Below are 13,187 nucleotides of genomic sequence, written 5' to 3'. Positions count from 1 at the left end.
GTGTTAGGCCTGCCGCCAGCGTTCAATCTGAGCCATGATCAAACTCTTCAATTTAAGTTTGATGCTCAAAGAATTAAACTTCGTAATGAATTACGTGTTCACTCTGAGACTTGGTATTTCTTTTTTGTCTTGCGACATTTAAGAATCCGTATCTTCGAGTGCCCACACAGATTGTCTGATAAATTGTTAAAGAGCAGTGCAACGCGGCTTTCGCTCACCGTTGCGAGGTGGCGTATATTACGCTTTCCTCTTTCAGAGTCAACCCCGATTTTCAGGATTTTTTCTCTTCAACCGAACCGGCTGTTTGTGTGAAGTGATTCACATCCGCCGTGTCGATGGAGGCGCATTATAGGGAGCTGGCGCCGAATGACAAGAGGAAAAATGCATTTTTATTTCAACCGCTCACCTTTTAGTCATAACGCCTGTTTTTAGCGCTTTTTAATGACTCCGGGCAGATCTGCAAGGCTATTAATCACCCAGTCTGCCATTTTTTCACCCTCTTCTGTGACAGGTTTGCCGGTTCGCACCAGAACTTTTGTACCCACGCCTGCTGCCACAGCCGCTTGCATATCATCGACTTTATCGCCAACCATATAAGAAGCAGCCATATCGATGTTTAAATCGTTTTTTGCCGTAAGCAGCATGCCGGGATGAGGTTTGCGACAATCGCAGGTTTGACGAAATGCCTCCACGCTTCCCTGTGGATGATGAGGACAATAGTAGATACCATCTAAATCCACGTCACGGTCTGCCAGCGACCAGTCCATCCATTCTGTCAAAGTCTCGAATTGTTCTTCAGTAAACTTACCGCGCGCAATGCCAGACTGGTTGGTGACCAGCACCAGCGCATAGCCCATCTCTTTTAATTCACGCATGGCGTCAATTGCGCCATCGATAAATTCAAACGCATCAATTTCGTGTACATAACCGTGATCGACATTAATAGTGCCATCACGATCAAGAAAAATAGCCGGTACTGATTTTGCCACCGCATTGCTCCTGTGAAAGGTGTTTGGCTCTAGTATCGCATGTTTCAACAACCATTAAAGCGCTCAAAATAGAAAGCCAGATTGATTTAGCCATCTGGATGCCTTAACATCCATCGGATTGGCAGTCATTTTTCGTCTATGGCGGAAGAAAATGCCGCGACTAACACCAGAGCGATAACAAATACTCTAATGATTAAACTTTCAAATATTACTAAAGTTTTCCAGCAGGGAAACCGCACAATTCAGGCATTAAATAATGTCAGCCTGCATGTGCCCGCCGGGCAGATATATGGCGTTATTGGTGCATCCGGTGCAGGTAAAAGTACGCTTATTCGCTGCGTAAATTTACTTGAGCGTCCGACGCAGGGCAGCGTGCAGGTTGATGGTCAGGAACTTACCGCGCTTTCTGATTCTGCTCTTACTAAAGCTCGTCGTCAGATTGGCATGATTTTCCAGCACTTTAACCTGCTCTCTTCACGCACCGTATTTGGTAACGTCGCCCTGCCGCTGGAGCTGGATAACACGCCGCAGGAGGAAGTCAGTCGTCGGGTTAAAGAACTTCTCGACCTGGTAGGATTGAGCGATAAGCATGACAGTTATCCAGGCAATCTTTCCGGTGGACAAAAACAGCGTGTCGCGATTGCCCGCGCGCTCGCCAGCAATCCAAAGGTGCTCCTTTGTGACGAAGCCACCAGCGCGCTTGATCCGGCGACCACTCGCTCTATTCTGGAACTATTAAAAGATATCAATCGTCGTCTGGGGCTGACTATCCTGCTTATCACCCATGAAATGGATGTCGTAAAGCGCATCTGTGACTGTGTTGCCGTGATCAGCAATGGTGAACTGATTGAGCAGGACAAAGTTAGCGAGGTGTTCTCACACCCAAAAACTCCGCTAGCGCAGCAATTTATTCAGTCCACGCTACATCTGGATATTCCAGAAGATTATCTGGCGCGTCTGAAAGCAGATGCCACTGAAGACAGCGTACCGATGCTACGCATGGAATTTACCGGCCAGTCGGTCGATGCACCGCTGCTGTCGGAAACCGCTCGCCGTTTCAACGTTAACAACAACATTATCAGCGCACAGATGGACTATGCCGGTGGCGTTAAGTTCGGCATCATGCTGACCGAAATGCATGGTGCGCAGCACGATACACAAGCCGCCATCGCCTGGCTGCAGGAACACCATGTAAAAGTAGAGGTACTGGGTTATGTCTGAGCCAATGATGTGGTTGCTGTTGCGCGGCGTCTGGGAGACGCTGGCGATGACGTTTGTATCGGGCTTTTTTGGATTCGTCATTGGTTTACCAGTAGGCGTTCTCTTATATGTTACCCGTCCAGGCCAAATTATTGAAAACGCGAAGTTGTACCGTATGCTATCTGCGCTGGTAAACATCTTCCGTTCTATCCCGTTCATTATCTTACTGGTGTGGATGATCCCTTTTACGCGCGTGATTGTCGGTACGTCTATCGGCTTACAGGCGGCAATTGTTCCTCTTACCGTCGGTGCCGCACCGTTTATTGCCCGTATGGTTGAAAACGCGCTGCTTGAGATCCCGGCGGGACTGATTGAAGCATCTCGCGCAATGGGCGCTACGCCGATGCAAATCGTGCGTAAAGTTCTTCTGCCTGAAGCGCTGCCGGGTTTAGTTAATGCAGCGACGATTACGCTTATTACGCTGGTCGGCTATTCGGCGATGGGCGGTGCCGTCGGTGCCGGCGGGCTGGGTCAGATTGGCTATCAATATGGCTACATCGGGTATAACGCAACGGTAATGAATACGGTGCTGGTATTACTCGTGGTTCTGGTTTATTTGATTCAGTTCTCAGGCGATCGTATCGTCCGGGCTGTCACTCACAAATAGCATCACACAACACTAATACGCTAAGTAAGGAAAGAGTATGACCTTTAAATTTAAAACCTTTGCGGCAGTCGGTGCGTTAATTGGTTCCCTGGCGCTGGCAGGCTGTGGTCAGGATGAAAAAGATCCTAACCATATTAAAGTCGGCGTTATTGTTGGTGCTGAACAGCAAGTTGCAGAAGTTGCGCAAAAAGTAGCTAAAGAAAAATACGGGCTGGATGTCGAACTGGTGACGTTTAATGATTACGTTCTGCCAAATGAAGCATTAAGCAAAGGCGATATTGATGCTAATGCGTTCCAGCATAAGCCTTACATGGATCAGCAAATCAAGGATCGCGGTTATAAACTGGCTGTTGCTGGTAATACGTTCGTCTATCCGATGGCCGGCTACTCTAAAAAGATCAAGTCTGTCGATGAACTCCAGAATGGCTCTCAGGTCGCTATTCCTAACGATCCTACCAACCTGGGTCGTGCATTACTGCTGCTGCAAAAACAGGGTCTGATCACATTAAAAGACGGTGTTGGCCTACTGCCGACCGTGCTTGATGTTACGGAAAATCCGAAAAACCTGAAGCTGGTTGAGCTGGAAGCGCCGCAGCTGCCGCGTTCACTGGACGACGCGCAAATCGCTCTGGCGGTGATTAACACCACTTATGCCAGCCAGATTGGGCTGACTCCGGCTAAAGATGGCATTTTCGTTGAAGATAAAGATTCCCCGTATGTAAACCTGATCGTCACTCGTGAAGACAATAAAGATGCGGAGAACGTGAAAAAGTTTGTTCAGGCTTATCAATCGGATGAAGTTTATCAGGAAGCCAACAAAGTGTTTAACGGCGGTGCTGTTAAAGGCTGGTAATCTTTTCTCTCTGTAATATCATTCAGGACGGGCTCATGCCCGTCTTGTCATTTATGCAAGCACCTGATTCAATAGCTCACTACCCTGTTATTCATTGAGGAAATATTATGCGTGCTTTACCGATCTGTTTAGTCGCACTTATGCTCAGCGGCTGCTCCATGTTAAGCAGATCTCCCGTCGAACCTGTCAAAAGCACCGAAGTCCCGCCAAAAGCGGCCCCCGCAAAACCTAAAGTAGCGTATAGCGCGCCGGTAAAAATCTACACCGATGCAGAAGCACTGGTGGGTAAACCATTCCGTGATTTAGGCGAAGTTTCAGGGGATTCCTGCCAGGCATCGAATCAGGACTCACCACCGAATATTCCCACTGCACGCAAGCGTATGCAGATCAATGCCTCTAAGATGCGCGCAAATGCCGTCTTACTGCACAGCTGTGAAGTGACCAGCGGCACACCGGGCTGCTATCGTCAGGCCGTTTGCGTCGGTTCTGCACTTAACGTTTCGAATAAATGAGTGCATTTGAGTTTGAGCAGATAGGCGTTATCCGCTCACCTTATAAAGAAAAGTTTGCCGTACCGCGCCAGCCGGGGCTGGTAAAAAGCGCGGGCGGCGAACTGCATTTACTTTCGCCTTATAATCAGGCGGAAGCGGTACGTGGTCTGGAAAACTTTAGCCATTTATGGATTGTTTTCGTCTTTCATCAGACAATGGAAGGCGGCTGGCGGCCCACTGTGCGCCCTCCTCGGCTGGGTGGGAATGCGCGAACAGGCGTTTTCGCTACCCGCTCGACCTTTCGCCCGAATCCTGTCGGCATCTCCCTGGTTGAGCTGAAAAGGATCCGCTGCCATAAAGAGCAGGTGATCCTACAACTGGGCGGGCTGGATCTGGTTGATGGTACGCCAGTCATTGATATCAAGCCTTATCTTCCCTTTGCCGAATCGCTGCCTGATGCTCGCGCAGGTTATGCGCAGCTGCCGCCCCAGGCTGATATGGCCGTAACATTTACGCCTGATGTCGAACAACAGTTGCGTGCGCTGCAACAACAGTATCCGCATTTCAAAACGTTTATTACCGAGGTGCTGGCGCAGGATCCGCGCCCCGCCTATCGTAAGGAAGAAGAGACAGGTAAAACCTACGCCGTCTGGCTTGAGGATTTTAACGTACGCTGGCGCGTCAACGACGCCGGATTCGAAGTCTTTGCTCTCGAAGCGCGCTAATTTTATCACTCTCTCTTTTGGCATCCCCGGCACACTGGTAAACTAAACCACTTTTTTTGCATCAGGCTCGCATTGAGCCTGCTCCGAACGTCCAAATGGAATCGTAATAACATGCGTACTAGCCAATATCTGCTCTCCACACTGAAGGAGACACCTGCCGACGCCGAGGTCATCAGCCACCAGCTGATGCTGCGCGCCGGGATGATCCGCAAGCTGGCCTCCGGGTTATATACCTGGCTGCCGACCGGCGTGCGCGTCCTGAAAAAAGTCGAAAACATCGTGCGTGAAGAGATGAACAATGCCGGTGCGATCGAGGTGTTAATGCCGGTGGTTCAACCTGCTGAACTGTGGCTGGAGAGCGGTCGTTGGGAGCAATATGGCCCGGAACTGCTGCGCATCGCCGATCGTGGCGAGCGTTCGTTCGTCCTTGGCCCAACGCATGAGGAAGTGATCACCGATCTGATCCGTAACGAGCTAAGCTCTTACAAACAGCTACCGCTGAACTTTTACCAAATCCAGACCAAATTTCGTGATGAAGTCCGTCCGCGTTTTGGCGTAATGCGTTCCCGCGAATTCCTGATGAAAGATGCTTATTCTTTCCATACTTCTCAGGACTCTCTGCAGGAAACTTACGACGCAATGTATGCGGCCTACAGCAAAATCTTTACCCGCATCGGGCTTGAGTTCCGTCCGGTTCAGGCTGATACCGGCTCGATTGGCGGCAGTGCATCTCATGAGTTCCAGGTGCTGGCGCAGAGCGGCGAAGATGATATCGTCTTCTCTGATACCTCTGATTATGCAGCCAATATCGAACTGGCCGAAGCCGTAGCGCCGAAAGCGCCGCGGGCGGCTGCGACTCAGGAAATGACCCTCGTCGATACGCCAAACGCTAAAACGATCGCCGAGCTGGTTGAGCAATTTGCTTTACCGATTGAGAAAACCGTTAAAACCCTGCTGGTGAAAGCGGTTGAAGGTAGCAGCGCTCCGCTGATCGCGTTACTGGTACGTGGCGATCATGAACTGAACGAAGTCAAAGCAGAAAAACTGCCGCAGGTTGCCAGCCCGCTGACGTTCGCCACGGAAGATGAGATCCGTGCTGTCGTTCAGGCAGGTCCGGGGTCTCTGGGGCCGGTCAATATGCCGATCCCGGTAGTCATCGACCGTACCGTGGCGGCAATGAGCGATTTTGCTGCAGGCGCTAACATTGATGGTAAGCACTATTTTGGCATCAACTGGGATCGCGATGTCGCAACGCCGACCGTTGCCGATCTGCGCAACGTGGTTGCAGGCGACGCCAGCCCGGATGGTCAGGGTACGCTGCTGATCAAACGCGGTATCGAAGTCGGGCATATCTTCCAGCTGGGAACCAAATATTCCGAAGCGCTGAAAGCCTCTGTTCAGGGCGAAGATGGCCGTAACCAGACGCTGACGATGGGCTGCTATGGTATTGGGGTGACCCGCGTCGTTGCAGCGGCGATTGAGCAGAATTTTGACGATCGCGGCATTGTCTGGCCAGATGCTATTGCGCCGTTCCAGGTGGCTATTCTGCCGATGAACATGCACAAGTCTTTCCGCATTCAGGAACTGGCTGAAAAACTGTATGCCGAACTGCGCTCACACGGCATTGACGTCCTGATGGACGATCGTAAAGAGCGCCCTGGCGTGATGTTTGCGGATATGGAGCTTATCGGTATCCCGCACACCATCGTACTGGGCGATCGCAACCTTGATAACGACGATATTGAATATAAGTATCGTCGTAACGGTGAAAAACAGCTGATTAAAACCGGCGACATTGTTGATTATCTGGTAAAACAGATTAAAGGTTAATTACCAGAAAAGGCCCTGATTTCAGGGCCTTTTTTTATCTACCTCGGGCAGCGCTTTCGCGTAGTCCCACAAAATAAGTACGACGCTATCGCAGGTTCACCTGAGAAGGCTTAATCGCCACACTTTTCATTGGTGCTAAACGCAATCGCCTTGTCCGCGGCGATCGCTTTTATCTCGTTGCCGCTTTTGACCTGCATCGTATAGTGCGCATCCATCGTCAACAGCAGTGGTCTGTTGCCGGTAACACCCGTCGCGGAATAATCATGCTCCAGTTGTGTATTCGGCACTACCGCAAGACGTTGACCGGTGGAGCAGTCGGTAAATTGACCGGCGCTGTACATTCCGCGCATCGCCATTGGCGTGACCGGCAAACTGGCCGTCACCGGTGTGAGCGTACGATTAAACTGCGATGCTACCGGCTGACCTTCACTGTCGAGCATTTCCAGCGCATTGCCTTTGACATGATAATACGACTTCTCACCCTGCGCGTCGGTCAAAACCAGTTTATCGGCGGTCCGCGCCCAGGTACCGTAGGTAGCAAATGAGGCATTTTTGTCTGCTGTTCCCAGGTAATGAAGATTCATCACCCAGCTTCCGTCCTTCTCCAGAAACAGAGAAGTTTCAATGCCTTCGCAGTCGGCACAGGGCAATATGCCACGCCAGCTTTGCTGCATCGGTTTTAATTCGGCCTGAACAGGTTGCAGTGAGTCAACATTAGAACGATGGTTACAGCCAATCAGACTCACCAGGGTCCAGGCTGCAACAGCTGCGAATATCGCTTTTTTCACCTTCTTTTCCTTATACTTTTATGCGGGCGTTCCTACTCCGGTGAACGCCTGACTTTTCCGCGCAGTGCTTTTACCGACGATTTTTGCGATTTCGACGTCAGCCTGCGCTCTTTTGATGCGCGCGTCGGACGCGTCGGACGACGGCTTTTCTGTACGACAGTTAGCGCCTGAATCACCGAAACCAGTCTCGCAATAGCCGCATCCCGGTTCATCTCCTGGGTTCGATGCTCCTGCGATTTAATGACGATGGTGCCATCATCGGTAATCAAATGATGGCTGGCGGCAAGAAGCCGCGCTTTATAATACTCTGGCAGCGTAGAGGCCCGGATGTCAAAACGTAAATGTATAGCTGTTGAGGTTTTATTCACGTTTTGCCCGCCTGCTCCCTGGGCGCGAATAGCCGTGATGGTAAATTCGTCTTCACCAAGCATAATACTGCCGGAAATAGCGATCATGCGGGCTGCTGCCAGGGCGTAAACTGAATTTCCAGCGTATTATCACTGTCTGAGAGCCAAATAGTCCCCTCCTGAATCGTCGCCTGTAGCGTCATAGTCCGCGTGGCGAAAGCGCTTAATTGTGCCAGCTGGGCGTCATCCAGAAACCAGATGCTCAGATTTTTAAAAGTAGCCAGTTTACTCTGATTTTGCTGCCACCAGATATCGGCCGCGCGGCTGTTATAGGTAAATAAAGCAACCTCAGCAGACTGGTTACAGGCTTTTTTTATCCGACGCTCGTCCGGCAGGCCCAGCTCTATCCATAAATCAATCCCGAGATGATCGTTACGTAGCCAGGCTTCTGGCTCATCTTCAGCACTCAGCCCGCGCGTAAACTGAAGACGCTCATTGGCATACTTAATCCACGCCAGCAAACGCAGCATCATACGTTCCTGCGTTTCAGAAGGATGACGAGCCAGAGTAAGCGTCGCATCAAGATAATGATGACGATCCATATCGGCTACATTAACTACCGCTTTATAAATTGTCGCTTTCAGCGCCATGAAACTGCTCCTTCAAAATGTAGCCGCTATTGTAGCGAAAATGTGGTCAAAAGACTGTTTCATGTGAGCCATACCTATTTTCATCGTGGTGAAATGACGCAGTGGGTTATGGTACAGTTGCCTTGCTAAACAAGGTTTATCTTCGTAGGCTTAAACTTACATCCACGGTGAAGTCGGAGCATTGACAGGAGGGAATGTGGAACAATATTGTGAGTTAGTACGCAAGCGGTATGCACAAATCGCCAGCGGAGATTTAGGGTATATTCCGGATGCGCTGGGTTGCGTACTTAAAGTACTCAATGAAATGGCTGCGGATGATGCCCTTTCAGAGTCGGTCAGAGAAAAGGCGGCGTATGCAGCCGCAAACTTACTGGTGAGCGATTATGTCAATGAATGAAACGTATCAACCCATCAATTGCGATGACTATGACAATCTCGAGCTCGCCTGCCAGCAGCATCTATTGCTGACGCTGGAAATGAAAGACGGTGAAGTGTTGACGGCAAAAGCGGCTGATGTAGTCTCGCGCAAAAATGTTGAATATCTGGTTGTTGAGGTGTCCGGGGCTTCCCGTGAACTGCGCCTTGATAAGATTACCAGCTTCAGCCATCCGGACATCGGTACCGTGGTGGTGAGTGAATCCTGATCCTGCTCGTCGTCGGGTAGCCAATGTTACCCGACGCTCTCTGGATAATGCATCAGCGTTACCCCTGTCCCGCCGTCAGCCTGCCCTTCCCGCGTCGTAAAATATCCCGCCGCTGCCACCAGCGTTTCACCATAAAACAGTAATGGAGTCGTATCGCGCAGCCAGGGAGCAACGCCCAGCTCCTGCCAGATTTTCTTTAGCTTACGTCCCCCGTTACGCCCGACGATGTGTAATGTCCCCTGCGCGGTGAAACGGACTGATACCGCTTCATGCGTCTGCGGCAGGCGCAGGTTACCACCACAAACCAGCGCCAGCTGTCCCAGACCATCGGGTAACGTTAAGGACTGACCTACATCCGGCCATGGCAAAACGGCCGTGGTCTGGCCCGGTAGCGGCTGGATCAACCAGAGTTTATGCTGATAACGGCGTAGCTCGAAAGCCCCGAGCCGCAGAGAAGGAGAAGCATCGTCCCTGGCCTGCACAATCTCCTGCCAAATCCGCGCGAGCATGTCACGTGATGGCATCGCCGCTCCTCGGCTTGCCAGCCAGCGGCGCAGCACGGCAGCACGAAATACCGGACTTTTGGTCGTCAGCGGCAGCAGGCTTAGCGCCCCTTTTTCATCTACCAGCGCCCGCAATTCGTCACCGAGCAGTTCATCCAGCAACTGTTCCTGCTCGGCACACAGCGCCGCGCTGCGCGCCGTAGCCTGCGCAAAATGCGGCCAGCGAGCATTTAACTGCGGCAACACCTGAAGACGCAGAAAATTGCGATCGTAGGCATCGTCCTGATTACTCTCGTCCTCAATCCAGCGCAGTTCATGCTCTGCAGCCCACTGGTTCAGCGCGTCGCGACTTTCCTCTAGTAAAGGCCGGATCAGCACGGTTCCCGAAAAGGGTGAAACACGAGCCATGGCGGAAAGCCCTGCCGGGCCGCTACCGCGCTTAAGTGCCAGTAAGAATGTCTCACATTGATCGTCAAGATGCTGAGCCGTCACCAGAACCTCCCCCGGCAGCAGCGCTTCACGAAAAGCCTGGTAACGCGCCTGTCTGGCGTGGGCTTCGTTTCCCAGTCCTTTATCAACTAACGTCACGCGCTCAACGATCAGCGGAATCTGCCACTGCTGACACATCTGCTGGCAGTGTGTGACCCAGTCATCGGCATACGGGCTTAACCCATGATGAATATGAATTGCACGCAGGGAAATATCCGGCGACTGCCTGCGCCAGCACACCATCTGATGTAGCAGAACGGTAGAGTCGAGGCCACCGCTGAACGCAATCAGGAACTGGCGGTGAGGATAAAGAGAATGGGCAATCGCTGGTGCTGTCATGATCGAACGAACTTAGGAAAGAGTGCCCGGAACGTTACCGGGCAATAGTCATATTGGCAAGCTTTACTGCTGGTATAACTCCAGCGGCAGACCATCGGGATCGTTAAAGAAGGTAAAACGCTTGTCGGTAAAAGGATCGACACGCACTGGTTCGCAGGCAACGCCGTGCGCGTGCAGATGATCCACCGCCTGCTCGATATTCTCCACGCTAAAGGCCAGATGGCGTAAACCACATGCTTCCGGACGACTCGGGCGCGCAGGTGGAGATGGAAATGAAAAAAGCTCAATCACATACTGGCCATTCAGCGCCAGATCGCCTTTCCAGGAGTCGCGTTCAGCGCGGTAAAACTCGCCCTGCAGGGTAAAGCCAAGAATATCGCAGTAAAATGCCTTACTTTTGGCATAGTCAGTAGCAATAATGGCAATATGGTGAACCTGTTTTAAACCCAGCATCGTCTTCTCCTTAACCTTTTGCAGCACGTTACTGTCCTGCTGATAACTCTGCAAGCCTTCAGGCACTTTTTAAGACTCTCACACGATATACGCCTTCTTCATCGCGCTTTGCGCCGTGAATATCGGTTTCAAATCCCGGATAATGACGGCCAATTGAACAAAGCATCAGCAGGAAATCAAGCACCGCGCGGCTCTCTTCAGTGATCATCTCGCCCGGCATCAGGAGCGGCACGCCCGGCGGATAGGGCAGGATCATATTTGCTGAAATGCGCCCTGTCAGTTTCTCCAGCTCGATCGTTTCAACATCGCCTCTGATTTGGCGCTGCCACGCCTGATGCGGGGTCATTTTCATCTCTGGCAGGACGTCAAATGCCCGCAGCATGAGTCTGGAGAGATCGTGCTGGCGGATTAAACGATGAATACCCTGGGCCAGATCCTGAATACGCATATTGCGATAAAAATCAGGATCTTCTGCATAAAGATCCGGCAGCATATTTTTCACGCGAAGGTTAAGATCGTAAGCGCGTTTGAATTCGGTAAGTCCACGCAGCAGTCCCATCGCCCGGGTTTTATCGATGCCGATGCTGAACAGAAATAGCAGGTTATAAGGCCCGGTTTTTTCCACCACCACGCCGCGTTCATCAAGGAATTTAGCCACCAGCGCAGCCGGTATTCCCTCTTCGCTCATGTGTCCCTGTTCATCCATCCCCGGCGTCAGAATAGTCACTTTAACCGGATCGAGGAACATATGGTCGGCATCTGCGTCGTTAAATCCGTGCCAGTTTTCACCGGGAGCCACAGGCCAGCATTCCGCGTCGTCCACGTCTTCCGGCTGCCAGATATCAAAAAACCAGCCTTCTGATTCTTCACGCAGCCGCTGTACTTCTTTACGAAAATGCAGCGCCCGTTCGACGGAACGATTGATAAGTCGTTTTCCCGGATTCCCACGCAGCATCGCCGCTGCTGTTTCGATAGAGGCCACGATCGGATAACTCGGCGATGTTGAGGTATGCATCATAAAGGCTTCGTTAAAGGTATCTTCGTCGTAGTCACCTTTAATATGGATAAGCGAGGCCTGAGAAAGCGCGGCCAGCATTTTATGCGTCGATTGTGTTTCGAAGATGACTTTTCCCGGCACGCGCTCGCCGCTCATGCCACTTTTCCCCTGATAGATTGGGTGGAAATGGGTATAAGGCACCCAGGCCGAATCGAAATGAATCGACGGTACATCCAGCGTTTGCTTGATCCAGTTAGTGTTATACAGCAGGCCGTCATAGGTCGAGTTGGTGATCACCGCGTGTACCGGCCACTGCGCCTGTGGCGTACTCGCCACTTTCTCACTGAGGCTGTCGCGGGTAAACTCACGTTTCGGAATGCCGCCGAGTATCCCCAGAGCGTTGCGGGTTGGTTTTAGCCACAGCGGGACGACATCACTCATCATCAGCAGATGAGCCAGCGACTTATGACAGTTACGGTCAATCAGCAGCGTACTTCCGGTCGGTGCAGCGTACATGCCGACAATTTTATTTGAGGTCGACGTGCCATTGGTCACCATATAGCTCTGCTCCGCGCCAAAGGTACGGGCAATATACTCTTCGGCTTCGAGATGTGGACCAGTATGATCAAGCAGCGATCCCAGCTCGGTGACTGAAATCGATACATCGGCTTTGAGCGTATTGCCACCGAAGAAATCGTAAAACAGGCAGCCTATCGGGCTTTTTTGATATGCGGTTCCCGCCATATGTCCGGGGGTACAGAAAGTGTATTTCCCCTCTTTGACATAATTGAACAACGCTTTGGTAAACGGCGGGGTAATATTGTCCAGGTACTCACCGGTATATTGATGAATACGCCCTGCAATATCATCAGCCACGCCGAGAGAATATTCGAAAAACCACAGTGCCATACGCATATCATGGACGCTGACGTCCATCGTCGAATGGGTATTAATGAACGCATACAGTGGAAGATATTCGTTGAGCTGGTTGATATCGCTGCATAAATCAACGGAGTACTCATCCCAGTCAAAAATGACGCCGCAGATACGCGGGTTATGCTCAATAAACTTCAGCAGATCGGAACTGTTTTGTGGCCAGATGATTTTAAAGCCCTGCGTAACAAGCGCACTCTCCAGCTCTTTGATTGGCTCGTCTTTGTAATAGACCCCGTGCGGGCCCATGATAGCTATGATATTCACGCGTTTCTCCTGAAAAACCATA

The 13,187-nt window shown here is 51.3% G+C and carries 16 protein-coding genes; 9 read left to right on the top strand and 7 right to left on the bottom strand.

What is annotated here, in order from left to right; genetic code table 11:
* Window positions 1-312: hypothetical protein (locus AC791_RS20670; protein ID WP_206742796.1), on the top strand; the 312-nt coding region annotated here is incomplete at its 5' end.
* Between the two features lie 116 nt (window positions 313-428).
* Here AC791_RS20670 and gmhB read toward each other — a convergent pair.
* Entirely contained in the window at window positions 429-989 is a 561-nt protein-coding gene (gene gmhB, locus AC791_RS18930; protein WP_049842028.1) for a D-glycero-beta-D-manno-heptose 1,7-bisphosphate 7-phosphatase, read from the bottom strand.
* 189 nt (window positions 990-1,178) lie between these two features.
* On the opposite strand from gmhB, the gene metN reads away from it, so the two are divergent.
* The 6 genes from metN to proS all read left to right on the top strand — a co-directional run bounded on the left by metN (window position 1,179) and on the right by proS (window position 6,755).
* On the top strand, window positions 1,179-2,210 hold the full coding sequence (gene metN, locus AC791_RS18925; protein WP_049842027.1) for a methionine ABC transporter ATP-binding protein MetN: 1,032 nt from the start codon (window positions 1,179-1,181) through the stop codon (window positions 2,208-2,210).
* Entirely contained in the window at window positions 2,203-2,856 is a 654-nt protein-coding gene (locus tag AC791_RS18920) for a methionine ABC transporter permease MetI (RefSeq protein WP_049842026.1), read from the top strand. Before metN ends, AC791_RS18920 begins: the two co-directional genes overlap by 8 nt.
* A 37-nt stretch (window positions 2,857-2,893) precedes the next feature.
* On the top strand, window positions 2,894-3,709 hold the full coding sequence (locus tag AC791_RS18915; RefSeq protein WP_049842025.1) for a MetQ/NlpA family lipoprotein: 816 nt from the start codon (window positions 2,894-2,896) through the stop codon (window positions 3,707-3,709).
* Between the two features lie 107 nt (window positions 3,710-3,816).
* On the top strand, window positions 3,817-4,221 hold the full coding sequence (gene rcsF / locus AC791_RS18910; protein WP_049842024.1) for an Rcs stress response system protein RcsF: 405 nt from the start codon (window positions 3,817-3,819) through the stop codon (window positions 4,219-4,221).
* Entirely contained in the window at window positions 4,218-4,925 is a 708-nt protein-coding gene (gene tsaA / locus AC791_RS18905) for a tRNA (N6-threonylcarbamoyladenosine(37)-N6)-methyltransferase TrmO (RefSeq protein WP_049842023.1), read from the top strand. The genes rcsF and tsaA overlap by 4 nt, the downstream gene beginning before the upstream one ends.
* Window positions 4,926-5,036: 111 nt before the next feature.
* Complete coding sequence (gene proS / locus AC791_RS18900; protein WP_049842022.1) at window positions 5,037-6,755, top strand: proline--tRNA ligase; 1,719 nt, start codon at window positions 5,037-5,039, stop codon at window positions 6,753-6,755.
* A gap of 110 nt (window positions 6,756-6,865) precedes the next feature.
* Here the strand turns inward: proS and nlpE are convergent, their stop codons facing one another.
* From nlpE to AC791_RS18885, 3 genes are read right to left on the bottom strand one after another with little or no spacing between them, the layout of a single operon-like run.
* Window positions 6,866-7,543, bottom strand: a complete 678-nt coding sequence (gene nlpE / locus AC791_RS18895; protein WP_049842021.1) for an envelope stress response activation lipoprotein NlpE — start codon at window positions 7,541-7,543, stop codon at window positions 6,866-6,868.
* A 32-nt stretch (window positions 7,544-7,575) separates the two neighbouring features.
* On the bottom strand, window positions 7,576-7,998 hold the full coding sequence (arfB, locus tag AC791_RS18890) for an alternative ribosome rescue aminoacyl-tRNA hydrolase ArfB (protein WP_049842020.1): 423 nt from the start codon (window positions 7,996-7,998) through the stop codon (window positions 7,576-7,578).
* A complete protein-coding gene (locus tag AC791_RS18885; protein WP_049842019.1) occupies window positions 7,995-8,540 on the bottom strand; it encodes a YaeQ family protein in 546 nt (181 codons plus the stop codon). Before AC791_RS18885 ends, arfB begins: the two co-directional genes overlap by 4 nt.
* Before the next feature lie 196 nt (window positions 8,541-8,736).
* Here AC791_RS18885 and AC791_RS18880 point away from each other — a divergent pair, with 196 nt between their 5' ends.
* Together AC791_RS18880 and rof are read left to right on the top strand one after the other, a co-directional pair.
* Entirely contained in the window at window positions 8,737-8,937 is a 201-nt protein-coding gene (locus AC791_RS18880) for a YaeP family protein (RefSeq protein WP_049842018.1), read from the top strand.
* The gene (gene rof, locus AC791_RS18875; RefSeq protein WP_049842017.1) at window positions 8,924-9,184 is read left to right on the top strand and encodes a Rho-binding antiterminator; all 261 of its coding nucleotides are present in this window, start codon (window positions 8,924-8,926) and stop codon (window positions 9,182-9,184) included. The genes AC791_RS18880 and rof overlap by 14 nt, the downstream gene beginning before the upstream one ends.
* Before the next feature lie 26 nt (window positions 9,185-9,210).
* On the opposite strand, the gene tilS is transcribed toward rof, so the two are convergent.
* From tilS to ldcC, 3 genes are all read right to left on the bottom strand, one after another.
* Window positions 9,211-10,515, bottom strand: coding sequence for a tRNA lysidine(34) synthetase TilS (gene tilS / locus AC791_RS18870; RefSeq protein WP_049842016.1), 1,305 nt, complete (start codon window positions 10,513-10,515; stop codon window positions 9,211-9,213).
* 63 nt (window positions 10,516-10,578) lie between these two features.
* Window positions 10,579-10,968: a VOC family protein gene (locus AC791_RS18865; protein WP_049842015.1), complete on the bottom strand. Its 390-nt coding sequence runs from the start codon at window positions 10,966-10,968 to the stop codon at window positions 10,579-10,581.
* 58 nt (window positions 10,969-11,026) lie between these two features.
* Complete coding sequence (ldcC, locus tag AC791_RS18860) at window positions 11,027-13,165, bottom strand: lysine decarboxylase LdcC (RefSeq protein WP_049842014.1); 2,139 nt, start codon at window positions 13,163-13,165, stop codon at window positions 11,027-11,029.
* Between the last annotated feature and the right edge of the window lie 22 nt (window positions 13,166-13,187).

The sequence above is a fragment of the Klebsiella sp. RIT-PI-d genome, assembly GCF_001187865.1.
Lineage (GTDB): Bacteria > Pseudomonadota > Gammaproteobacteria > Enterobacterales > Enterobacteriaceae > Superficieibacter.
This window is presented reverse-complemented; position numbering and strand designations above follow the sequence as displayed.